Source organism: Pseudomonas sp. 22515 (genome assembly GCF_052044625.1).
In the GTDB taxonomy this organism is placed as follows: Bacteria; Pseudomonadota; Gammaproteobacteria; order Pseudomonadales; family Pseudomonadaceae; genus Aquipseudomonas; species Aquipseudomonas alloputida.
In genome coordinates this window covers 211,276-234,077 of record NZ_JBQENN010000004.1, presented here as the reverse complement: position 1 = coordinate 234,077, position 22,802 = coordinate 211,276, and the positions used below count along the sequence as shown (strand labels likewise).

Below are 22,802 nucleotides of genomic sequence, written 5' to 3'. Positions count from 1 at the left end.
CCGAATATGCTACGTGCTGCCCACAGTTCTATTGGGCTGTGAAGGCGTTCATGTGCCTTGGCGTGTAGGTAGAGGCCTCCTGCGATGATAGCTACGCCTACGAGGACAAGGGCAGCGGCGGCCCATCCTGCAAAGGGCACAACCGATGTCACGCCTGCAATTGCAAGTCCTGCTTCAAGGACGACAGCGGAACCGACAGCCATGGTGAAACCACCAGTCAACGTGTAATCGGCAGCCGCTTGATTTCCGTTCGCTCTCTGGCGCCTTGCTTTGGAGATATCAGAAAGCAAGCTAAATGCTATTGCCGGGTATCCGGCTAATCGGGCAAACAGATTGCTACTCAAGAACTTGATAACCCCATTGCCAAAGGCCATACCCGGCGCTGTGGCACTTAATCTCAGCATGACGGCCTTTTGCGTTGCCCGTACGCTGACCAACGTCGCCGCCGCTGCACCAATCACCCCGAAAACAGATGAAGCGAACCCCATGGTGTATTCCGGTGCATCGCTCTTTTGCAGGCTGTTGTAAGCCGTCTTGAGCGATAAGATGTTGAACCACAGCATCCCCGCGTTTAAACCACCACCACCGCCCGAAGTGAGCAGCCCCAGAAAGTTAGGTTTCGCACGCGCAGTGGTGGTCAGCTCGATGGACACCGTGCGGCTACCCGAAATGCGCAACGCTTTCATCTCTTCAACCTGCGCCATGCCGCTCTTCAAATACCGCTGCACCTCCTGGCTAAAGGGATTTTCCGTAACGGCCTGCTCGGTGATGCGATAGCGCGCCGCCAACAACCCCAGCGCTTTCTCGGCATTGGCCTCACGCGCTGCCAGCAACACTTGCCGCCGCAGGCCATGGCTGGCATCCCAACGGGTTTGGCCACGCAGGCGCTTGAGCACCACGGTATTGACCGACTGGGCGGTGAGGTCAGTGATGTCCGCCATGGCCGGGAAGCGACCAGCCAGCCCTTCGATCACGTTGTCGCTGGCGCCGAACAAAGAGCCGATCGAATCGGCTTTATCCTTGAACGGGTTGAACGGCGCCAAGGCGATGTAAAGCGGGCTGTCGTGCTGGTCCAGCCATTGCTCCAGGCGTTTGAAACGCCGGTCATGATCTTCGGTGCCGGGTGTCGGCTGGCCCATCGGGTGAATCAGCAACGCCAGTGAAATTTCCAGACCGCGGGCGGAGGTGCGTTCGTCGCGGTCGTAACAGGCCAGTGCCGCAGCCAGGCTGTAGGGATTATCAATGTGTTGGGATTCGGCCGTCGCCAGCCAGGCGTCATGATCGTTGCTGGCTTGCAAGGCCAGGTTGCGCAGGGCGGCAATCCGTCGTTCCAGTGCGTCGCGTTCGGCGAGGAAGCGCCGGTATTTGTCGACATCGAGGCGCTGTGCCAGGCGCGCGCCATTAGGGGAGTAATCTTCATGGGTGAGGGCCTGGAAATGGGACTCGGCCGGCGACAGGGCAGGCCCCCGGCGTGACGTGCCCAGCCTGAACGCGGCCAGTTCCGGTGAAGGTGCATCCGCCGGGTACAGGCTTTCCAGCGTCTTGTTCAGCAGCATGGCGACCAGGTTGCGATGGTGAAAGTCGCGGCTCTGCGGGCTGAGCTGTTCGGCATCCAGCCGGTAACACGCTGGCACGCGCTCCTGCTCGGGAGGTTGGGCGGGTCTTGTGTGCTCCAGTTGCTCGGCCGGCATCAGGTCACGCAGTTGATGCTGGTAGGCCGAGACCGACAGGCTCAGGTCCAGGGCCATGCCTTCGGCGTCGGCGAGCGCCACCACCACTGGCACTTTCGGCTGGGTCCAGGGGTAGTGGCGGGCGATGGCATTGAGGTTGCCGATGGGCAAGGTTTCGGTGACCGGGTCGCTGCTCCAGGTCAGCGGCATGCGCCGCTCGGTTGGCTTGAAGTCTTCGACCCAGGTTTGCAGGGCACTCACTGGCAACACATGGGGCTGGGTGGACGGCGCCGGGTTGCCGCTCACCAGCTCGGCCATGTCCAGCTGGCGCATGTGCCGTTTGCGCAGGGCTGCCGAACCGGTGATACGGGCGGTGATGGCGTTGGTCCACAGGTGCGGGCTGTAGCCGATCCACACTTCCTTGGCCGTGTCCTGGCAGGTGTCGGCCCACACCCAGCCCGTGCTCTGGCCAGACAGGTAGCGCTCACGGCGGTGGTAGTCCTCCAGCCCTTGGTAGCGCAGCTCCTTGTAGAGGCCCGCGCCGACGTGCTCATGAATGACCAGTTTTTCGCCCAGAGGGCCTTTCATGAACACGTAGACATAGCCTGGGCGCACAGCGCGGAGGGTGTAGGCCGAGTGCTGCAGCGTGGGGAAGCCTTGTTCCAGGTTGAAGCCTGCATCGGCATAGCGGCAGGCGGGGGCGTCGCCGGTGCGGGGCACGATGGCGTAGCGCACCGGCAGGATGGGCACGCGTGCGCTGCAGGCAGGGCCGGAGGTGGCGCTGCTGACGGAGGCATTGGTCATGCGAGCTCCTTGCTCAGAGAGACAGTCTTTTCGAACCAGAGACGCACTGCGGCAACTTTCAGTACTGACAAGACTGAAATGCCGTTATTCATACTGTGCTGGATTTCAGGCCCGACGCTATGCTGTAAGAAGTTTCCTACTTACTTGCTGAGATGAGTCGGCGATCAAGTATCTGGAGTTCAAGTGAAAGACAATGCCTCGATCGCTGCTTTTGGGTCGAGGCTGAAAGTGTAAGATTTTATTTGAATGTATATGTATTGTGTTTGCGCAATATCGTGTGAAAAGTTGCAGTATTTTTGTAGGAAGTTTCGTACTTTGAGATTGTTATATGTTCAGTTTTTGCACTTGGCCATCACTACCTGGCAAGTCCTGGGCGTACCTCCCGAGCGGCTGGCATAACGCACGCAGTTATTCAGGGATTTCTGTCGCGCAATGCTCAATGTATTGCCCCAGGCCAGGCCGCCCTCTCCGGTAGTGGGGACGGCCTTGGCAAAGCAGTTGGAGCCCACTGCAGGCGTGGCGTAGCGTGCCTTGCTGGCGTTGCTGGAGCAGCCGGCGAGAGCCAGGCTGAGGCCGAGCAGGGTGGCCAGGGCCCAGTACGCGTTTGGTCTGCTCATGTATTCCCCTTCTGCGCTTGGCAGCAAATGCCTTGCAGGATATTTCATTACAGCGAAGCGGTGAACTATCGGGGCGTCAAGGGGCTCTTTGCTAAGCGCACCCTGCGCTTACCTGATGGCGCAAGACCATCAGCCCTGGGTCACTGAATGAAAAGGAGGCACCGTGACCGCACCTGATCAAACCCTTTACCGCTGTATGCCCAGCCCGCTGCATGCCCTGCTGCTGGCGGGCAGTGTACCGTTGTTCCTTGGCGCGCTGCTGAGCGATATCGCCTACTACAACAGCTACCAGATTCAGTGGAGCAACTTCGCCGCCTGGCTGATCGCCGGTGCCTTGGTGTTCTGTGGGCTGGCTCTGTTGTTCGCGCTGGCCAACCTGATCCGCGCCGAGCGCAAGGGCGGGCGCGCTACGCTGTACTTCGTGCTGCTGCTGGTGACGTGGGGGCTTGGGCTGATCAATGCCTTTGAGCATGCCAAGGACGCCTGGGCGGTTATGCCGTCTGGGTTGGTGTTGTCGGTCATCGTGACAGTGCTCGCGGTGGTGGCCGCCTGGACCGGTTTGAGCAACCTGCGTTCAGGAGGTGTGGCATGAAGCCTTTGCATGCATTTAGCCTGTTGGGCGTGGCGCTATTGCTGAGTGCCTGTGGTGGCGACGGCGAGCCGACCCAGGCCCATGGCCCGGACCCGAAGTTGCCGGAGCCTCAGCGCGGCTTGCTGCCGAGCATGAAGATTGCGCAACCGGCTGCCTGGGGCGAACTGAAACCGACCGTGCCGGAGGGCTTCAGTGTCACCGCCATTGCCACCGGCCTGAAAATTCCGCGCCAGAGCCTGGTGCTGCCCAATGGCGACATTCTGGTGGCTGAGGGCCGGGGAGGCAGCGCGGCCAAGCTCAAGCCCAAGGATGTGATCGCCAGCCAGATCAAGGCCAAGGGCAATACCCAGGTCAAGGGTGGCAACCGCCTGACCCTGCTGCGCGATGCTGATGGCGATGGCAACTACGAGGTACAGGCCGTTTTTGCGGATAACCTCAACGCACCGTACGGCCTGGCCTATGCCAACGGCAAGCTGTATGTAGCCAACCAGGATGCGCTGGTGCGCTTTGACTACAAGGAAGGCCAGACCCAGGCCGACGGCCCGCCAACCAAGGTCACCGACCTGCCGGCCGAAATCAACCACCATTGGACCAAGGCGCTGACCATCAGCCCGGATGGCCGCTTCTTGTATGTGGGTATCGGCTCGAACAGCAATATCACCGAGCGCGGCCTGGAGGTGGAGATCGATCGGGCCATGGTCTGGCAGGTCGATGCCGAGACCGGCGCACACCGGCCCTATGCCACCGGCTTGCGTAACCCGACAGCTTTGACCATCCAGCCGCAGACCGGGCAGTTGTGGACGGTGGTCAACGAGCGGGATGAGCTGGGCCCCGACCTGGTGCCGGACTACCTCACTTCGGTACGTGAAGGGGGCTTCTATGGTTGGCCTTACAGCTACTGGGGCCAGCATGTGGATGAGCGGGTGCGGCCGCAGAACCCGGACAAGGTGGCGGCGGCGATCAAGCCGGATTACAGCCTGGGTTCGCATGTGGCTGCACTGGGTGTGGACTTCTCGTCCTCGGCAATGGGCGAGCGCTTTGCAGACGGTGTGTTCGTGGGCGAGCACGGCAGCTGGAACCGGCCCAACCCGGTAGGTTACAAGGTGATTTTCGTGCCGTTCAGCAATGGCAAGCCTGCTGGGGAACCCATCGACTTCGCCACGGGCTTTCGCGGTGAGGATGGCAAGACCCGGGGGCGACCGGTTGGGGTGACGGTGGACCCGCGGGGAGCGTTGATCATTGCCGATGACCTGGCGAATACGGTGTGGCGGGTGACGCGTAATCGCTGAATGCTATCTGATCAAATCGTCAAAGCTAGCTGGCGATGGGCCGCAGAGCGGCCCAATTGCTGACTGACAGGCATTGCGCGTGGGTCAGAAGCGGTAGTTGAAGCTGGCTTCCAGCGTGCGCGGTGCCCCTGGGGTGATCAGGTCGACCGAGCCATGTGCCGAGGCATAGTAGTCACGGTCAAACACGTTCTTCAGGCGCAGCGCGGCATCCCACTGCGGCACGCTGTACAGCAGCGCGGCGTCGAAGGTGGTATAGCCTGGCATCACCACCACATTGTCGAGCGCTGTGTAGCGTTCGTCGACGTAGTTGGCTCCGGCGGCCACACGCCACTCTGGTGTCAGGGTACGTACCAGCCAGACGTTGGCGCTGTTGCGCGGCGTCAGGGTAGGGGTCTGGCCTTCGTTCGCCACGCCATTGGTCTTGCTGTTGGACTTGGTGATTTCGGCGTCCAGGTAAGCGTATCCGGCATAGATTTGCCACTTGTCGGTGAGATGCCCGCTGACGGTGGCTTCAAAGCCATCGGTACGCTGTTCGCCAGCCAATACGGTCAGGTTGGGGTTGGCCGGGTCGGCAGTCTTCATGTTGGTGCGCTCAAGGCGGAACACTGCGGCGGTCAGTGACAGGCGGCTGTCGAGCAGGTCCCATTTGGCGCCGATTTCATAGTTGGTGGTTTCTTCCGGCTCCAGGTGCTGGTTGCTCGGGCTCACCGCGAACACTTCGCCCGAAGGCTGATAGCTGCGGCTGACCGACACGTAGTAGGACTGGATGGCGTCTGGCTGGTAGACCAGACCCGCACGCGGGCTCCAGGTCTTGTCGGTACGATCCAGGTCGATGTTTTGCACGCGGTCGTCGTCGTACTCCTGGCCAAAGATGTCATAACGCACACCGACCAGTGCCTTCCAGTGCGCGTTCAGCTCGATCATGTCCTGCACGTACAGACCGGTGGTCTGCTGGAAGTTGGTGCCCTTGGAAGACAGGTTGGCGGCGTGTTCCGGTACCGGCACCAAGGCATCACGGTACACCGGCACCTGGGCCACGTTGGTCTGGCTCAGCACGCGCTGGTACTTGTCCTGAAAGCCTGCTTCCACGCCGTACAACAGGTTGTGCTGCATGCCGGCCAGTTGCGCTTGTTGCTTGAGCTCCGTCTGGTTGAACACGCCGTACTCATCGCGGGCGACGTTGCCACGGTTGAGCTTGATCAGCAGTTCACCGTCGGGCGCGGTGACGAAGCGCGTCGGGCTGCTGTCGGCCAAGGTGTTGTTGCGGTCCAGGTCGTAGCGGTAGTAACGGCTGGTGTTGGTCAGGGTGAAGTTGTCGTTGATGCGGTAGTCCAGGCTGGCTGTAAGCGAGAACACCTCGCTGCGGGCGTAATCCTGGTCCGCATCGCCAGAGCCAAAGCGCTTGTCGCGGTCCACGTCCACCGGGCGGTTGCCCAGGGCCGGGATGCCGAAGTCGATCAGGCGCTTGTCGTACAGGTAGGTGGCGCCCAGGTTCAGTTCCAGGTCGTCCGAGAGACGGAAGTAGGCCGACGGCGCGATGGCCTTGCGGTCGATGTAGCCATCATCGCGGAAGGTGTCGCTGTCTTCGAAGGCACCGGTCACGCGATAGGCCTGGTTGCTTTGCGGGTCGGCCCAGCCGGTGTCGAACTGGGTTCGGCGTTTGCCTTCGCTGTCGACGTTCATGCCGACTTCACGCTTGGGTGTGAAGCTTGGTTTTTTGCTGATGCTGTTGATCAGCCCGCCCGAGGAGCCACGGCCATACAGCACCGCGGCCGGGCCCTTGATCACCTCGACACGCTCGATGTTGGACAGGTCGCGAAAGTACAGGGCGTCGTCACGCACGCCGTCTATGTACATGTCGCCAATGGCGCTGAAGCCACGGATGGTCACCTGATCGCGTTGGCCGTCGCCGTTGGACAGGCCGATGCCGGGCACGTTCTTCAGCACGTCTTCCATGGACTGTGCGCCTTGGTCCTTGATCACGCTTTCGGGAACGACGTTGACGGTTTGCGGGATATCGCGCAGCGGCGCGTCGATCTTCATGGCGCTGCGGCTTTCACTGGCCTTGTAGCTTTGCTGCTCATAGACGCTGCTGACGGCGGTGGCCGGCAGGGCGAGGCTACTTTGCGTATCGGTTTGGGCGGCAGCGTGGACAGCAGGCACAACGAGCAGGCCCAGCATGGAAATGGATGCTGGGGCAACAGACCTTTTTGCCATTACAGGCGACTCTTTGTTGTTATCGGGAGTCACGAATAGTAATGATTTGCAAATGTAAAGCAAGTGTAAAGAATTCGTATTAGCTATAACGGTGATTTCGGCGACGAAATGCGTCGCCAACCGGGAGGGCCGGCAAGGCGGCCGGTAATGGCTATGCTTGTCAGCGCGTGAGCCTTTCACGCGCCTATTCGGACTTGATCACAGGGAAGCTCGCCTATGAACCCCATTCGTACTCTCGCTCGTGCTGTAGCCCTTGCCACGCTGGCCTCTGCTGCCAGCTTCACGGTACAGGCTGCCGGTATCCCCATCGGGAGCGAGGCGCTGGAAAGCCATGTCACCACACAGGTAACGGCTATCGACCTGGCCACCCGCCAAGTCACGGTGAAAGGCCCTGACGAGAAGAAGGATGTGACGTTCCAGCTGACCGAAAAGGCCAAAGCGCTGCCCAACCTGAAAGTCGGTGACCAAGTCGACATCTACGTGACACGCGCCGTGGCCTATGTGCTCAATCCGGAAGTGGGTGGGGCGCCGAAAGCGACTGAAGAGTCCGGTACCATTCGTGCAACCGAGCAAAACCCCAACCCGGGCGGCGAGGCGTTCCGCCAGGTCAAGGTTACCTCTCAGATCAAGAAGATCGACCTCAAGACGCATGAGGTGAGCTTGTTGCCACCGGAGGGCAAGCTGCAGGTGGTCAAGGTCGAGAACCCAGACCTGCAGAAACGCATGAAGAACCTCAAGGTTGGCCAGACGGTTGACGCGATCTACACCGAAGTGCTGCGCGTCGAAACCTCGCGCTGACCTCGGCCGTTGCCGACCTCGGTTACTCGCCTACGATCGGCCGTTTGCGGTCCGGGCAGGCTGGTGCCGGGGAGAGGGCCTCAGTAGCCGGCGGCTTCGATCAAGGCCTGGGGCTCTGCACGATAGGGGTAGTCGACTTGTGGTGTGTCACTGCCGCAGGCTTCGGGTAGCCCGGGTCTGGATGCGCTGTGAGGCCTTGCAGGCCGGGGGATGGCGCTGAAACAGCTGAAGTACCCAGTCGGGGCGGGTCTTGCTGGCATCGTTGAGCCAATTGGCGACTGAGTCCTGGGCGTATTTCTCAGCTTCGGCCAGCAGCGGTACCAGCAACGGCTCGGCCACTTCTGGTTGTTGCTTGAGCGTGGCAATGTGCTCGCACCAAACGCCGCGCGGGCGCAGGATCTCGATGCAGAACCGACGTACCAGCGGGTCTGCATCGCCGGTATGGCGGCCGAGTAGCGCCAGGGCCGCTTCAAGATGCTGGGCCAGGCGCGGGCGCAGGGCAATCCATGCCCATTCACGCACGCCGAAGTGCTCATCGCGGGCGAAGCGAAACTGCGCCAGCAGGGCATTTTCCGCAGGCTGCGAGCGTGACAGGTACGCCTGGGCGAACGCTGCCCAACTGCGCACGGTATCGGACGGGTGCGTGCAGCATTGCTCGAACACGTGCTGGCGCAACGACTCGGCGGCTTGCTCCAGCCACTTGCCCAGCGCCAGGCCAATGGCCGCCACTTTTTTTGACAGGCCCAGTGCCTGGGCCTGGTCCGCACTGGCAGCGAGGTGCTCAACCAATGCTGCTGGCAGTTGGCCTGTCAAGGCGTTGACCAAGGCGGCTTGATCCACCGCCAGGCATTCGGCCAGGTTGCGGGTTGGCAGTTGGCCAAGGTCGATCAGGGACTTTCGGTCGTCGCTCATGGCTAAGGCTCCATGGCAGTGGCACGGTGCAGTCGATTGCCGGCCAGGCGCACGCCGGCCGGAAGGAATGTTTCAGTATGCAGGGTACGAATAGTTCAAGTGCAGGATTTTGATTTCTATCAGTACTGGGCATGCAGCATCATGGTTGCCATCGATACCTTGGATGAGGACTGCCATGTTCAGTAAATCAATGCTTCTGCTGGCGCTTCCTGCGGCCATGGCGTTGCTTGCCGGTGCGGTGTTGCCGTTTCAGGCCGCCGGTAATGCTGCGGTAGGCCGGGCCCTTGGGCACTGGCTGTGGGGGGCTTTCACATCGTTGACGGTGAGCATGCTGGTGGTGATCGCCGCGCTGTTGATTATCCGGGTACCGGCGCCAGACATGGGCAAGGCCTTGCAAGGGCCTTGGTGGTTATGGATTGGAGGCGTGCTGGGGGCACTTTATGTAGCCGGCGCCGCAGCACTGACCCCGAAACTTGGCGCAGCAGGGTTCCTGGTACTGGTGGTGGCAGGGCAGATCATCACGGCAGTGCTTGCCGACCACTACGGGGCGATGGGGCTGGGTGGCAAGCCGCTTAGCCTGGCCAGGCTGGCTGGTGTGGTGCTGATCCTGTGCGGAGTGTTGCTGGTACAGGGCCCTTGGGCAACGGCGTCAGCGGCCCATTCCACGGCAGCTGTAAAGGGGCAAGAAAACTGATCAGCGCCCTGCTTGGCTGCAGGCCCAGACGGTTTCGCGCAGCCAGCGGTGCCCGGGGTCACTGTCCTTGCGGTTGTGCCAGGCTTGCTGATAGTCGAACGAGGGGATGGCCAGTGGCGGCGTGAACTGGCGCAGTGTCCTGTGCTGGCGCAACGACCCCACGGCGCGGCTGGCCACCGTCAGGATCAGGTCGGTGCCGGCCAGCACTTCGACCGCAGCACTCCAGTGTGGCAAGGCCAGGGCAATACGGCGTTGCAGGCCCCGGGCGGCCAGTGCGCGCTCGATTTCATCGAAAGCATCCGGGCGCATGGCCATCAATACATGTGGGCGTGCCAGCCAGTCTTCCAGGGCCATGCCGCCGCTGGCAGGCAGGACCTGGCGATCGGCAACGCTGATGAAGCGATCGGCAAACAGGGGCTGGGCGGTGATGTCCTGAGGCAGTTCGGGGAACAGGCCCAGGGCCAGATCCAGCTCGCCATCGAGCAACTGCGCCAACATGGTTTCACGGCTGGCCTGGCTGATGGCCAGGTCCACCCCGGGCGCGACTTGGCGCAGGTGGCGCAGCAGGTGCGGCAGGATGATGCGCGAGGCGTAGTCGGACAGCGACAGCCGGAACCGGCGCTGGGCCCGGGCTGGGTCGAACAGCGGGGTGGCCAACAGGCTGTCGAGATTGCTCAGTGCATCCTGTAGTGGCTGTGCCAGCGACTGGGCGCGGGCAGTGAGGACCATGCCGCCGCCTTGGCGTACCAGCAAAGGGTCGTCGAAGTGTTTGCGCAACTGCGCCAAGGCGTGGCTGACCGCCGGTTGGCTGCGGTGCAGGCGCAGGGCTGCGCGGGTCACGTGCCGTTCACTGAGCAGGGCATGCAGGGCGAGCAGCAGGTTGAGGTCGATCTTGCGCAGTTCATCCATCAGGTGAATGGCCTTGGTCAATTCTGGCGACTCGGATCAGCTTAACAAATGCTTGAGTCTTGCACGCGCATATAAGCTGCTGGCGATAGAGGCTTCTTCGCGGCACATGGATTCTACTAAATGGCTTTATGTTTGATCTGTAATTTACTGATAAAAAAGACTTATCTTCTTGCAGTTGCATGCTGAACACACTGTTCAAAGTAAGTCCGCTTTATCGCTTCAGGCTTGAGCCGCGAGCGGCTGTTGTACGTCTGCTCGGTAATACCGAAGGCAGTCATGCGCATCCAGGGTTTGGGGAATTTGCGTACCTGCAGCTTCTTGCGCGTGGCATACAAGGTCACCCCGGAAAGCTTGGCCTGTTGGGCCTCGGCGGCTATCTGCGCGCCCCAGCTGCAGGTGTGGCGATCGTTCTGGCTCAGTGCCCTGGCTTGGGCGCCGAAAGCGAAGGTGGCCAGCAGGCAGCCGGCCATCGTTGCTAGAAGTACTCGCATGTTGCTGTCCTAAGCATCTGAAAGAGAACGGAGTTTGCCTTCGCTTTGCGCAGCCGTGGGCCAGCAATTTGCCGTCAGGTTACAGCCATGCGCAGAGGGCTGGCCTCGGGCCTGCGCAGGCTTGTCCAGGCCAGGCTGGCAACCCAGAGCACCGAAACACCATAGTTAAGGCGTTGATAGAGGCCGAACAGCTGGCCACTCTGCGCCGCCTGGCCCATCAACGCGACGGTGATGATTGCCAACACCACGCAAGCCAGGGAAAGCAGCGCCAAGGCGGGGGAGCCGGCAATGCGGTTGCCCAGCCATGCCCATACGGCGCTGGCCAAGGTCAGTGAGAGGAACATCAGCAGACCAAACAGGTTATGCAGTTGCTGCGAGGTAGATGGCTGTGCCGGTGCACAGCCCTGGTCGCAAGGGAACCAGCCGGTGCCCAAACTGCCAATGCCATGCAGTAACACCAGGCCCGCACTCAGCAGCGCCAGCTTCGAGCTGCGCCAGCGCCGCACCAGGCCCCAGGCAAACAGGGCAAACAGCAGGGCCAGAGGGAAATTGTTGACCCGTGGCGACCAGCTGTGGGTTGGCGAACCGGCCGCGCCAAGCTGGCTCATGGCCTGTTGCAGGTGATCATAGCCAGGGTAGGCCTGAGCGGTGAGCCATACCCCCACCAGCAGCCAGAGGGGGATCAGCAGGCCACTGCCGAGCAAAAGGCGGTCGAGGGTTTTCATACTGCAGATTCCTTCCATGGATCAGTGAGCGTGAAGGCGTACAGTACAGACTCGCGCGGACCATGGGCCAGTGATTCTGCGCGTTTTTTCATGGGCCAGGGTCTGCAAAGAGGGGTAATAAATACCGCACGGGGTGTATGTGATCGTACAACTGCTTGCGCTATGATGAGCGCTGTCTTTCAAGGTGAAATACAGGGCAATGACAGAGCAGCAGGTACAGGCAAGGACCCGGCGCAAGCCGCGCAGTCTGGCCCAGGAACTGGTCACGGTGCTGACCGAACGCATTCGCAGCGGCCAGCTCAAGCGCGGCGACAAGCTGCCGACCGAATCGCAGATCATGGCCGAGGAGGGCGTCAGCCGCACGGTAGTGCGTGAGGCGATCTCGCGGTTGCAGGCCGCCGGGCAGGTAGAGACCCGCCACGGCATTGGTACATTCGTGCTGGATGCGCCGGCTACGGGCGGTTTCCGTATCGACCCGGCCACCGTGGTCACCCTGCGCGAAGTGCTGGCGGTGCTGGAGTTGCGCATTGCCCTGGAGATCGAGTCGGCCGGGCTGGCAGCCCAGCGGCGAAGCGACGAAGCCCTGGCCGGTATGCGGGCGGCGCTGGACGAACTCAACGAGGGGGCGGCCCACGCCACTGATGCGGTGTCGGCGGACTTCCAGTTCCACCTGCGCATTGCCCAGGCTAGCGGCAACCACTACTTCGCCGACATCATCAACCACCTGGGTACCAGCATCATCCCGCGCACCCGACTGAATTCGGCGCGCCTGGCCCATGATGACCAGGCGCATTACATGAGCCGCCTGATGCATGAGCACGAGGCGATCTATGAGGCGATTGCCCGGCGTGACAGCGAAGGGGCGAAGATGGCCATGCGCATGCACCTGAGCAACAGCCGCGAGCGCTTGCGCCAGGCGCATGAGGCGGCTGAAGCGCAAGGGACCTGAAGCCTTTGCTGCCAGTACTGGCCTCTTCGCGGGCAAGANGAGGCCGGTACAGTCAAAAAGAAAAGCCCCGCCGTGCGCAGGGCTTTCTTGTTGCGTGCAACCGGTCAGATCGCCCCGTCACTCCACTGCCCGTTCACCAACCGCCGCAGCCCCAGCGGGTTGCCGTCGCGCAGTGCCTCAGGCAGCAGTGTCTGCGGGTAGTTCTGGTAGCACACCGGGCGCAGGAAGCGGTCGATGGCCAACGTGCCGACCGAGGTGCCACGCGCATCGGAGGTCGCCGGGTACGGGCCGCCGTGCACCATGGCATCACAGACTTCGACACCGGTCGGGTAGCCATTGACCAGGATTCGCCCGACTTTCTCCTCCAGCAGCGGCACCAGCCAGGCGAAGGCATCGAAGTCCTCCGCCTCGCCGATCAGCGTCGCGGTCAGCTGGCCGCGCAGGCCGAGCAGCGCGTCGCGCAGTTGGTCGTTGTCCTGCACCTCTACAGCCACGGTGGTGGGCCCAAACACTTCTTCCTGCAACAGCGGGTCGGACTCGACCAGCAGGCGTGCATCGGCCTTGAACAGCTGAGCGCGCGCCTGGTTGCCTTCCTGCGCCTGGCCGGCCACATGCTCGATACCGGCATGGGCATGCAGGTCTTCAAGGCCGCCAACGTAGCTGCGCAGGCCGCCAGCGTTGAGCATGGTTTGCCCGGCTTGCTGGTCCAGGTACTGGCCAAGGTCGGCGAGCAGCTGGCTGTACTGTGGTGACTGCAGGCCAATCACCAACCCAGGGTTGGTGCAGAACTGCCCGGCGCCCATGCACACGGACCCCGCCAACTCGCGAGCAATGGCCTCGCCACGCTTGGCCAGGGCGCCCGGCAGGATGATGACCGGGTTGATGCTCGACATCTCGGCAAATACCGGGATTGGCTGCGGGCGCTCAGCGGCCATGCGGCAAAGGGCATCGCCGCCTTTGAGCGAGCCGGTGAAGCCAACCGCCTGGATGGCGGGGTGCTTGACCAGCCACTCGCCCACGCCGCCACCAAATACCATGTTGAACACGCCCTTGGGCATGCCGGTCCGCTCAGCGGCGCGCACGATGGCGCAGCCGACCAGATCGGCCGTGGCCATGTGGCCGCTGTGCGCCTTGAATACCACCGGGCAGCCCGCGGCGAGGGCAGCGGCGGTATCACCACCGGCGGTGGAGAAGGCCAGCGGGAAGTTGCTGGCCCCGAACACGGCGACCGGGCCCACGCCGATGCGCATCTGGCGCAGGTCTACGCGTGGCAGCGGTTGGCGCTCGGGCAATGCCAGGTCGATGCGCGCGCCGAGGAAGTCGCCGCGGCGCAGCACTTGGGCGAACAGGCGCATCTGTCCGCTGGTGCGGCCGCGCTCGCCCTGAATACGGGCGGCGGGCAGTGCAGTTTCGCGGCAGACGATGGCGACGAAGGCGTCATCCAGTTCGTCGAGTTCAGCGGCGATGGCGTCGAGGAACTCGGCCCGACGTGCCGGAGCCAGTTGGCGGAACTCGGCGAAGGCAGCGGCAGCGGCCTTGGCGGCCTGGTCCACTTCGGCTTCGGTGGCCTGGGCAAAGCTGTAAGGCAGGGCTTCGCCAGTGCTGGCGTCCAGGCTCTGCAGGCGCTGAGGGCCAGCGGCACTGCGCTGACCGGCGATGAAGTTATGGCCGAGGATTTCAGGCATGGGGTGCTCCTGTGGGCTTGAGGGTGGCGTGTGTGAATGCGTGGTCAAGGCTGCGGCATCAGGTAATGGGCGCCGGGTTGAACAGGGTGATGTCGTTGTGCAGCCGGTGTTGTTCGGCCCAGGTCTGCTTGCGGCCGCTGGCTACGTCCAGGTAGTAATGGAACAGCTCCCAACCCAGCTCCTCGATGGTCGAGCGACCACTGGCGATGCGACCGGCGTCGATGTCGATCAGGTCGGGCCAGCGCTGGGCCAGTTCGCTGCGGGTACACACCTTGACCACCGGCGCCATGGCCAGGCCATACGGGGTGCCGCGGCCGGTAGTGAAGACGTGCAGGTTCATGCCGGCCGCCAGTTGCAAGGTGCCACAGACAAAGTCGCTGGCCGGGGTGGCGCAGAAAATCAGGCCTTTGCGGTTGACCCGCTCGCCTGGGCCGAGCACACCCTGGATAGCGCCGCTGCCCGACTTGACGATCGAACCCAGCGATTTCTCGACGATGTTCGACAGCCCGCCTTTCTTGTTGCCCGGTGTGGTGTTGGCGCTGCGGTCGGCGGCGCCTTGCTGCAGGTAGCGGTCGTACCAGTCCATTTCGCGCACCAGCGCGTCGGCAACGTCCTGGTTTTCCGCGCGCGAGGTCAGCATGTAGATCGCGTCGCGCACCTCGGTCACTTCAGAGAACAGCACGGTGGCGCCAGCGCGGACCAGCAGGTCGGCGGCATAGCCCAGTGCCGGGTTGGCGGTGATGCCCGAGAAGGCGTCGCTGCCACCGCATTGCATACCGAGGATCAGTTCGCTGGCCGGGACCGTTTCGCGGCGGCGCTGGTCGAGCTTCTTCAGGCGGGTTTCGGCCAGGTCCATGATCTGCTCGATCATTTCAACAAAGCCAAGGCTGGCGTCTTGCAGGCGGTACAGCCATGGGTCGCTGAGGTCCACCGAGGGGTCGTTGTCGTGCATCACCTGGCTGGCTTGCAGTTTTTCACAGCCCAGGCTGATCACCAGTGCCTCGCCGCCAAGGTTGGGGTTGCGCGCCAGGTTGCGCACGGTGCGGATCGGGATGTAAGCGTCGCGGGCGTTGATTGCCACACCGCAGCCGTAGCTGTGGGTGATGGCCACCACGTCATCGACGTTGGGGTATTTGGGCAGCAGTTCGTTGCGAATGCGCTTGACTGCATGTTCCAGCACGCCGGTCACGCACTGCACGGTGGTGGTGATGCCGAGAATATTGCGGGTGCCGACAGTGCCGTCGGCATTGCGATAGCCCTCGAAGGTGAAGCCCTCCAGCGGCGGCAGCGGTTGTGGCACTGCATCGCAGCGCGGCAGGCTGTCCAGTTCCGGGGCGGCCGGCATGGCCAGCTGGCTTTCCTGAACCCAGCTGCCTTGGTGCAGGTCTTCCAGCGCGTAGCCGATGATTTGCCCGTAGCGGCGCACGGGCTCGCCCTTGGCGATGGCCACGGTGGCCACCTTGTGGCTTTGCGGCACGCCTTCGATCAGGGTCAGGCCGTCGGCGAAGCGGGCGCCTTCGCCCAAGCCGCCGTCGTTGACGACGACCACGACGTTGTCGTCGTCGTGCAGGCGGACGTAGCGGGGCGAGTCGGAATGTTCGATCAACTGCATGTTTGGGCCCTACTTGTCAGGTTCTCAGGCTTTTGTACATCCGCCCATGCCGGGTGACCCGGCGCGGGCGTGTTTTTTCAGTGACGGGAGCTGGCCAGTTCGCCGTCGGTGGCAGGCTCAGCGTGTGGCTTCGGGGCAGCATCACGCAATTCGATACGCTTGATGGGGCCGACGATAACCAGATAGCTGAATACCGCGACCAGCGCGTTGGCACCCACGTACACAAGCGCCCACTTGAACGAGCCGGTGGCGCTGATGATGTAGCCGATCACGATAGGGGTGGTGATCGACGCGATGTTGCCGAAGGTGTTGAACAGGCCACCGGACAGCCCGGCGATCTGCTTGGGTGAAGTGTCCGCGACCACCGCCCAGCCCAGTGCGCCAATGCCCTTGCCGAAAAACGCCAGCGTCATGAAGCCAACCACCATCCACTCGGCATCGACGTAGTTGCAGAACACCATGGTGGTGGACAGCAGCAGGCCACAGACGATCGGCAGTTTGCGCGAGAAGGTCAGCGAGTTGCCGCGGCGCAGCAGCCAGTCGGAGATCACGCCACCCAGGACGCCGCCGATAAAACCACACACCGCCGGCAGCGAGGCGATGAAGCCGGCCTTGAGAATGGTCATGCCACGTTCCTGCACCAGGTACACCGGGAACCAGGTGAGGAAGAAGTAGGTGATGGCGTTGATGCAGTACTGGCCCAGGTATACGCCCAGCAGCATGCGGCTGGTCAGCAACTGCTTGATGTAACCCCATTTCGGGCCATCGCTGCCGCGCTTCTGGTCCATGTCGACCAGGCCGCCGTTCTGCTCGATGTGCTCGAGTTCGCTTTGGCTGATGCGCGGGTGTTGGCGCGGATTGTAGATGGTCTTCAGCCACACCATCGAGAAGATGATGCCCAGCACACCCATGACCACGAAGACGTGCTCCCAGCCGAAGCTGAACACGATCCAGCCCATGATCGGGGCGAACAGTGCAGTGGCGAAATACTGCGCCGAGTTGAAGATGGCCGACGCCGTGCCGCGTTCCTGGGTCGGGAACCATGCGGCGACGATGCGCGCGTTACCCGGGAATGACGGGGCTTCGGCGAAACCGACCAGGAAGCGCAGGGTGAAGAGGGTGACCACGGCCCAGGCAACCGGCAGGCCACCGACAAAACCCTGCAGCAGGGTGAACAGCGACCAGGTGAAGATGCTGAAGGCGTAGACGTTTTTGGAACCGAAGCGATCGAGCAGCCAGCCACCAGGAATCTGGCCAGCCACGTAAGCCCATCCGAAGGCGGAAAAGATATAACCGAGGGTTACGGCGTCAATGCCGAGGTCTTTCTGCAGGCTGGAGCCTGCGATAGCAATGGTCGCGCGGTCGGCATAGTTGATCGTGGTCACCAGAAACAGCATGAACAGGATCAGGTAGCGCACATGCGTTTTCTTAGTCGCTTGCATGCTGGCAATACTCCCACTAGTTATTTTTGTGCGGGCTCACGAATTGTAACCGGAGTGGGGCAGGCCCACTCCGGGTGCGGCATCTGGCAGGCCGCGGGCAGCGCTTACTGCGGGCCCATCTTGTCCATCAGCGCGGCGAGCATTTCGTACTCTTCGGCGGTGAGGTCGGTCAGCGGAGTGCGCACCGGGCCGGCGTCGTAACCGGCAATTCTGGCGCCGGCCTTGACGATACTCACGGCGTAGCCGGCCTTGCGGTTGCGGATGTCCAGGTAGGGCAGGAAGAAATCGTCGATCAGCTTGGCCACGGTGGCGTGGTCGTCACGGGCGATGGCGTTGTAGAAGTCCATGGCGGTTTTCGGCACGAAGTTGAACACCGCGGAGGAGTACACCGGTACGCCCAGGGCCTTGTAGGCGGCAGCATACACTTCGGCGGTCGGCAGGCCACCCAGGTAGCTGAAGCGCTCGCCCAGGCGACGACGGATCGACACCATCAGCTCGATATCACCCAGGCCGTCCTTGTAGCCGATCAGGTTCGGGCAGCGCTCGGCCAGTTTTTCCAGCAGGTCGGCGTTCAGGCGGCAGACGTTGCGGTTGTACACCACCACACCGATGTTTACCGATTTGCACACCGCTTCGACGTGGGCGGCGACGCCGTCCTGGCTGGCTTCGGTCAGGTAGTGCGGCAGCAACAGCAGGCCCTTGGCACCCAGGCGCTCGGCTTCCTGAGCGTATTCGATGGCCTGACGGGTAGAGCCACCGACACCGGCGAGGATCGGCACCGAGGTGGCGCAGGTGTCGACCGCGGTCTTGATCACCTGGCTGTATTCGCTGGCGGCCAGGGAGAAGAATTCACCGGTACCGCCAGCGGCGAACAGCGCGCTGGCGCCGTAGGGGGCCAGCCACTCAAGGCGCTTGATGTAGCCAGCCGGGTTGAAGTCGCCCTGGGCATTGAAGTCGGTGACCGGGAAAGACAGCAGGCCGTGGGAGAGGATGGATTTAAGTTCTTGTGGATTCATTGTTGTTGGCATCCTGTGGCGCTTGGGTGAGGGGGTGTTGTTTTGCGTTGGAGGTAAGTTATCGTACAACCTGCGCGATGACCAGTCCTTTTTCAGAATTTTGTGTTCTCGCCAGGGTGGCCGTCTGGATAGGTGTGTTGTGGCGCAGATCGAGCGCCGCCCGCGCGGCGCTTCGCGGGTAAACCCGCTCCTACGCTTGTTTCGGGCCAGTTATGCCTGTGGCATTTGCGCGCGGACGCCTTGGCGCATGCCTCGATATCGCGTCGTACAAACAAGGCGGTCGCGCGCGTCTGGCACAGGCGATACTGGCCCGAAACAAGCGTAGGAGCGGGTTTACCCGCGAAGCGCCGCGCGGGCGGCGCTCGATTTCACAGGCGCAGCAGGTACGACGACAAACACATGACGGTCATCGTATCTCTTTATGGGGGAGGAAAAACGATCGCGGAGACAGGCACAAGCCCGCCGCCCGATTCCACGGGAAGTGTTCTGGGACCAGCAGAGGGTGACCGGGGAAACGGGGGCGGCCTTGCACCGCCCCGCGATCAAAGCAGAGGAAACTGAAGGTCAGGCCGCGTGCTGGCGCTTGATTTGCGCCTTGCGTACCTGGGCCCGGCAAGCATCGCCGAAGGCCTGGAAGATCTTTATCGAATCAGGGTTCTTCGCCGCCTGCCATTCGGGGTGCCACTGCACGGCGAACAGGAACGGCGAAATGCTTGGCGCGTGAATCGCTTCGACCAGGCCATCTTCGGCACGGGCGATGGCTTCAATACCGGCGCCGAGCTTGTGCAGGCCTTGGCCATGCAGCGAGTTGACGCGAATCTCGTCGGTACCCAGGGTGTCGTGCAGCCAGCTGCCCGGCTGGATCTTCACCCCATGCACCTGGGCGTACTGCACGTCGACCGGGTCTTCCGGGTTTTCCCGGTGGTCATTGAACCCAGGTTCGGCATACACCTTCTGATAAATGTCGCCACCCAGGGCCACGTTGATTTCCTGCATCCCGCGGCAGATGCCGAAAATGGGCAGGCCACGCTTGATCGCCGCCTTGACTAGCGGAATGTCGAACAGGTCGCGGTTCTGGTCCTGGCCTTTGCCTGGGGTCTGGTTTTCCTGGCCATACAGGGCCGGGTCGATATTGCTGCCAGCGCCAGTCAGGTAAACGCCGTCGGCCATGTCCAGGTAGGTCTCGAGGTCGTCAGTGCCGCAGCAGGTAGGCACCAACACCGGGACGCAGTCGGAGAACTCGACCAGCGGGGTAATGTATTTGTGGGTCATGACCTGGTAGTCATGGCCTTTGCGCTCTTGGCTGCCCATGGTCATCAGGACGACGGGTTTGCGCAGGGAAGGTTGCTTGTTGCCAATGTTGCTGTTGGACATATGTCACCTTGGGACAGGTTCGACCTGTCGTTGTTGTGCAGGCGCACGGCTCGGGGCCCTGGGTGCTGCCTGTAGCCCCGAGCACTGCCGGCTCGTCAGAGGCGACGATTCCGGTCGGGGCTTGTAGATAGCTTGCCAGAGCCGTTCGATATGTCAAACGACGGAAGTGGGCTTTAGCGCGGGGGATACGCCGTTTTCTGGGGGGTGAAACCGATGCGGGCCTGTGGCGACGTGGGTTTGGCAGGGTCTGCGGTCAATAATATTTAACGATGCAGTTGGGTCATTGCAGCGGTGCAATGAATAGGTCGCTTGAAGTCACCTCGCTCCATGTGCGGCCTTGTGTCGCGAAGCCAACACCGTGGTGGATGGCACGGGCATCGCCCGTGTTCGCGGGCAAGCCCGCTCCCACAGGGAAGGCGCCAGCTTTTAGAAATTGAGCAAGACAGTTGCTCCCACACGCTATCCGCGTTACACCCCCAGGTTTTCAGCGCGGCTTGCGCAGCGCTGCATGCTGGGGGTTGAAGGTGAGGATCGCCAGCAGGGTGAACAGTGCGGTCAACCCCAGGCACACCGCCAGCGCCAGCAGGTTCAACCGCTCATAAAGTGCAAACCGCACCAGCTCTACGGCATGGGTGAACGGGTTCGCAGCACACAGCCAGTACAACCACTGGCTGGCCTCGCGCATTTTCCACAACGGGTACAGCGCCGACGACAGGAAGAACAGCGGGAAGATCACGAAGTTCATCACCCCGGCGAAGTTCTCCAGCTGGCGGATGGCGTTCGACAGCAATAGCCCCAAGGCACTGAGCATGAAGGCCACCAGCAGCAACGCTGGCAGCGCCATCAGCAGGCCTGCAGCCGGTGGTTGTACCCCGTATAACCAGGCGATGGCGAGGAAGGCATAGACTTGCAGCAGGGAAATCAATGAAGTTGCCAGCAGTTTGCTGCCCAGCAGGAACGGGCGTGGCAGCGGGCTGGTCAGCAACACGCGCATGCTGCCCATCTCGCGGTCGTAGACCATCGACAATGAGCCCTGCATGCCGTTGAACAGCAGAATCATGCAGGCCAGGCCGGGGATGATGTACACCTCGTAGGGGATGTAGGTGTCGTAGGGCTCGATGATGGCAATGCCCAGCGCTGCGCGAAAGCCGGCAGCGAACACCAGCAACCACAGCAGCGGGCGCACCAGCGCGCTGAGCAGGCGTGTACGCTGCAGCACGAAGCGCAGCCATTCGCGCAGCATGATGCCGTTGAAACATTGCCAGTAAGCGTTCATCGGGCGTTGGCTCCTGAGGGGGCGTTGGTCAAACGGGCAAAGGCGTGATCGAGGTCACCGCCGTGCTCAAGGCTCAGCGCATCGGCGGTACCACTGGCCACCAGGCGCCCCTGATGCAGAATCAACAAATCATCGCTGGGCTGCACTTCGTCCAGCAGGTGAGTGGCCCACAGCACACTGAGCTGCTGCTCGCGGCACAACCGGCGCAGGTGCTGGTTAAGCGCCAGGCGGCTGGCCGGATCGAGGCCGACGCTGGCTTCGTCCAGCAGCAGCAGGCGCGGTTCATGCAGCAGCGCGCGGGCAATTTCCACCCGCCGCCGATGGCCGATGTTCAGCTCACGCACACGATCGCGCCGGCGTTCGCCAAGGCCTTGGCGGGCCAGTTCGGCTTCGACCCGCAGGTGGCTCTGACGCCGCGACAGGCCATGCAAGGCGGCGTGGTAGCGCAGGTTCTGCTCAACGCTCAGGTCCAGGTCCAGGGTGCTTTGCTGAAACACCACGCCCAGCTGGCGCAAGGCCGGGCGTGCAGCGTTGCGTAGTGAACAGCCGCACACGCGGATGTCGCCATGCTGCAGGTCGTACAGGCGCGTGAGCAGGGCGATCAAGGTCGACTTGCCGGCACCATTGGGGCCCAGCAATGCGGCGAAGCGCCCAGGTGCCAGGCTGAAACCGACCTGCCTGAGTGCCTCGCGCTGGCCATAGGCAAAGCTCACGTCACTGACGTCGAGGGCATTCATGGTGTCACCACCACGCCCCAGGGGTAGCGCCCGACCTTCACCGACTTGAGCACGTTGAGCTGCTTCACATCGATGACCGAAACGTCACCGCTGACACCGTTGGTGGCCAGCAACTGGCGCTGGTCCGGGGTGAATGCCAGCTGCCAGACCCGCCGCCCGACCAGCAGGTAGTCGAGCACATCAAAGGTCTTGGCATCGATCACCGCCACGTGGTTGGCCGGGCCCAAGGCGACGAAGGCGTACTTGCCATCGGCGCTGAGCTTGATGCCCACTGGCTGGACTTTGTCCGGGTGCACGCCCTTGATCTGGAAGTTCAGGGTTTTCAGCACCTGGCGCGTGGCCACGTCAAGTATGGTCACCGTGCCGCCGATTTCTGCCGAGGCCCACAGGCGCGAACCGTCTTTGCTGAACTCGACGAAGCGCGGGCGCTGGTCGACCAGCGTGCTGTCGGCCAGGGTCTGGGTGCTGGTGTCGATCCAGTGCAGCATGTTGGTGGTTTCACTGGTGTTGACCGCCCACTTGCCGTCAGGGCTGACCGCCATGCCTTCGGGTTCGATGCCGACTTCGATCTGCCCGAGCACCTTGTCGGTGACGGTGTCGATCACCGTCACCAGCGCATCGTCCTCGTTGGACACATACAGCCAGCGGTCGTTGGGGTGCAGGGCGAACTGCTCGGGGTCCTTGCCGGAAGGCAGCTCCTTGATGATCTTGCGTGTGGCCACGTCCATCACCTGCACCCGGTCCGAATCGCTGGCGCAGATGTACAGCAGCTTGCTGTCGTGTGACAGCAGCAAACCACGCGGGCGCTGGCCCACCGGCAGGGTTTCGGTGACTTCCAGCGTTTGCAGGTCGATCAGGCTGAGGCTGTTGTCCTTCTCGTTGGAGACCCAGGCGGTGGCAGCCATGGCGTGACTGCTGGCCAGCGCCAGGACGCCCGACAGCAGGCTGGGGTAAATCAGGGCCCGGTGGAAGAGGGGGCGGCGCATGGCGGAT

The 22,802-nt window shown here is 62.5% G+C and carries 20 protein-coding genes; 5 read left to right on the top strand and 15 right to left on the bottom strand.

Going from position 1 to position 22,802, the window contains the following annotated elements; translation table 11 throughout:
* Both ACTJJN_RS06695 and ACTJJN_RS06690 read right to left on the bottom strand, forming a co-directional pair.
* On the bottom strand, positions 1 to 2,474 hold a 2,474-nt coding region (locus ACTJJN_RS06695; protein WP_440781138.1), incomplete at its 3' end, for a T6SS effector BTH_I2691 family protein.
* Between the two features lie 332 nt (positions 2,475 to 2,806).
* A complete protein-coding gene (locus ACTJJN_RS06690; protein ID WP_003247660.1) occupies positions 2,807 to 3,091 on the bottom strand; it encodes a hypothetical protein in 285 nt (94 codons plus the stop codon).
* A 163-nt stretch (positions 3,092 to 3,254) separates the two neighbouring features.
* Between ACTJJN_RS06690 and ACTJJN_RS06685 the strand changes: the two genes are divergently transcribed.
* Both ACTJJN_RS06685 and ACTJJN_RS06680 read left to right on the top strand, forming a co-directional pair.
* Complete coding sequence (locus ACTJJN_RS06685) at positions 3,255 to 3,683, top strand: DUF2231 domain-containing protein (protein ID WP_014756294.1); 429 nt, start codon at positions 3,255 to 3,257, stop codon at positions 3,681 to 3,683.
* The gene (locus ACTJJN_RS06680) at positions 3,680 to 4,972 is read left to right on the top strand and encodes a PQQ-dependent sugar dehydrogenase (protein WP_012052795.1); all 1,293 of its coding nucleotides are present in this window, start codon (positions 3,680 to 3,682) and stop codon (positions 4,970 to 4,972) included. Before ACTJJN_RS06685 ends, ACTJJN_RS06680 begins: the two co-directional genes overlap by 4 nt.
* Positions 4,973 to 5,056: 84 nt before the next feature.
* Here ACTJJN_RS06680 and ACTJJN_RS06675 read toward each other — a convergent pair whose 3' ends face one another.
* Positions 5,057 to 7,189, bottom strand: a complete 2,133-nt coding sequence (locus ACTJJN_RS06675; RefSeq protein WP_012052794.1) for a TonB-dependent receptor — start codon at positions 7,187 to 7,189, stop codon at positions 5,057 to 5,059.
* 216 nt (positions 7,190 to 7,405) lie between these two features.
* Between ACTJJN_RS06675 and ACTJJN_RS06670 the strand changes: the two genes are divergently transcribed.
* Positions 7,406 to 7,987, top strand: coding sequence for a hypothetical protein (locus ACTJJN_RS06670; protein WP_003247673.1), 582 nt, complete (start codon positions 7,406 to 7,408; stop codon positions 7,985 to 7,987).
* Between the two features lie 147 nt (positions 7,988 to 8,134).
* On the opposite strand, the gene ACTJJN_RS06665 is transcribed toward ACTJJN_RS06670, so the two are convergent.
* On the bottom strand, positions 8,135 to 8,899 hold the full coding sequence (locus ACTJJN_RS06665; RefSeq protein ID WP_324737025.1) for a hypothetical protein: 765 nt from the start codon (positions 8,897 to 8,899) through the stop codon (positions 8,135 to 8,137).
* Positions 8,900 to 9,074: 175 nt separating this feature from the next.
* On the opposite strand from ACTJJN_RS06665, the gene ACTJJN_RS06660 reads away from it, so the two are divergent.
* Positions 9,075 to 9,593, top strand: coding sequence for a DMT family transporter (locus ACTJJN_RS06660; protein ID WP_012052792.1), 519 nt, complete (start codon positions 9,075 to 9,077; stop codon positions 9,591 to 9,593).
* Here ACTJJN_RS06660 and ACTJJN_RS06655 read toward each other — a convergent pair whose 3' ends face one another.
* From ACTJJN_RS06655 to ACTJJN_RS06645, 3 genes are all read right to left on the bottom strand, one after another.
* A complete protein-coding gene (locus ACTJJN_RS06655) occupies positions 9,594 to 10,502 on the bottom strand; it encodes a LysR family transcriptional regulator (RefSeq protein ID WP_012052791.1) in 909 nt (302 codons plus the stop codon).
* Positions 10,503 to 10,663: 161 nt separating this feature from the next.
* Complete coding sequence (locus ACTJJN_RS06650; protein ID WP_012052790.1) at positions 10,664 to 10,993, bottom strand: hypothetical protein; 330 nt, start codon at positions 10,991 to 10,993, stop codon at positions 10,664 to 10,666.
* Positions 10,994 to 11,067: 74 nt separating this feature from the next.
* Complete coding sequence (locus tag ACTJJN_RS06645; protein WP_012052789.1) at positions 11,068 to 11,718, bottom strand: DUF998 domain-containing protein; 651 nt, start codon at positions 11,716 to 11,718, stop codon at positions 11,068 to 11,070.
* Positions 11,719 to 11,917: 199 nt separating this feature from the next.
* On the opposite strand from ACTJJN_RS06645, the gene ACTJJN_RS06640 reads away from it, so the two are divergent.
* A complete protein-coding gene (locus ACTJJN_RS06640) occupies positions 11,918 to 12,667 on the top strand; it encodes a FadR/GntR family transcriptional regulator (protein WP_003247694.1) in 750 nt (249 codons plus the stop codon).
* Between the two features lie 104 nt (positions 12,668 to 12,771).
* On the opposite strand, the gene ACTJJN_RS06635 is transcribed toward ACTJJN_RS06640, so the two are convergent.
* The 8 genes from ACTJJN_RS06635 to ACTJJN_RS06600 all read right to left on the bottom strand — a co-directional run bounded on the left by ACTJJN_RS06635 (position 12,772) and on the right by ACTJJN_RS06600 (position 22,795).
* The gene (locus tag ACTJJN_RS06635) at positions 12,772 to 14,352 is read right to left on the bottom strand and encodes an aldehyde dehydrogenase (NADP(+)) (RefSeq protein ID WP_440781137.1); all 1,581 of its coding nucleotides are present in this window, start codon (positions 14,350 to 14,352) and stop codon (positions 12,772 to 12,774) included.
* A gap of 58 nt (positions 14,353 to 14,410) precedes the next feature.
* Entirely contained in the window at positions 14,411 to 15,964 is a 1,554-nt protein-coding gene (gene garD / locus ACTJJN_RS06630; protein WP_392492735.1) for a galactarate dehydratase, read from the bottom strand.
* Positions 15,965 to 16,041: 77 nt separating this feature from the next.
* On the bottom strand, positions 16,042 to 17,406 hold the full coding sequence (locus tag ACTJJN_RS06625) for an MFS transporter (RefSeq protein ID WP_003247701.1): 1,365 nt from the start codon (positions 17,404 to 17,406) through the stop codon (positions 16,042 to 16,044).
* A 104-nt stretch (positions 17,407 to 17,510) separates the two neighbouring features.
* The gene (gene kdgD, locus ACTJJN_RS06620) at positions 17,511 to 18,422 is read right to left on the bottom strand and encodes a 5-dehydro-4-deoxyglucarate dehydratase (protein WP_010954445.1); all 912 of its coding nucleotides are present in this window, start codon (positions 18,420 to 18,422) and stop codon (positions 17,511 to 17,513) included.
* A 564-nt stretch (positions 18,423 to 18,986) separates the two neighbouring features.
* Positions 18,987 to 19,796 carry a gamma-glutamyl-gamma-aminobutyrate hydrolase family protein gene (locus tag ACTJJN_RS06615; protein ID WP_012052788.1) on the bottom strand — a complete coding sequence of 270 codons (810 nt, stop codon included), beginning with the start codon at positions 19,794 to 19,796 and terminating at the stop codon, positions 18,987 to 18,989.
* Between the two features lie 484 nt (positions 19,797 to 20,280).
* Positions 20,281 to 21,072, bottom strand: a complete 792-nt coding sequence (locus ACTJJN_RS06610; RefSeq protein ID WP_012052787.1) for an ABC transporter permease — start codon at positions 21,070 to 21,072, stop codon at positions 20,281 to 20,283.
* Positions 21,069 to 21,809, bottom strand: a complete 741-nt coding sequence (locus ACTJJN_RS06605; protein WP_003254104.1) for an ABC transporter ATP-binding protein — start codon at positions 21,807 to 21,809, stop codon at positions 21,069 to 21,071. Before ACTJJN_RS06605 ends, ACTJJN_RS06610 begins: the two co-directional genes overlap by 4 nt.
* A complete protein-coding gene (locus ACTJJN_RS06600) occupies positions 21,806 to 22,795 on the bottom strand; it encodes a YVTN family beta-propeller repeat protein (protein WP_440781136.1) in 990 nt (329 codons plus the stop codon). Before ACTJJN_RS06600 ends, ACTJJN_RS06605 begins: the two co-directional genes overlap by 4 nt.
* Between the last annotated feature and the right edge of the window lie 7 nt (positions 22,796 to 22,802).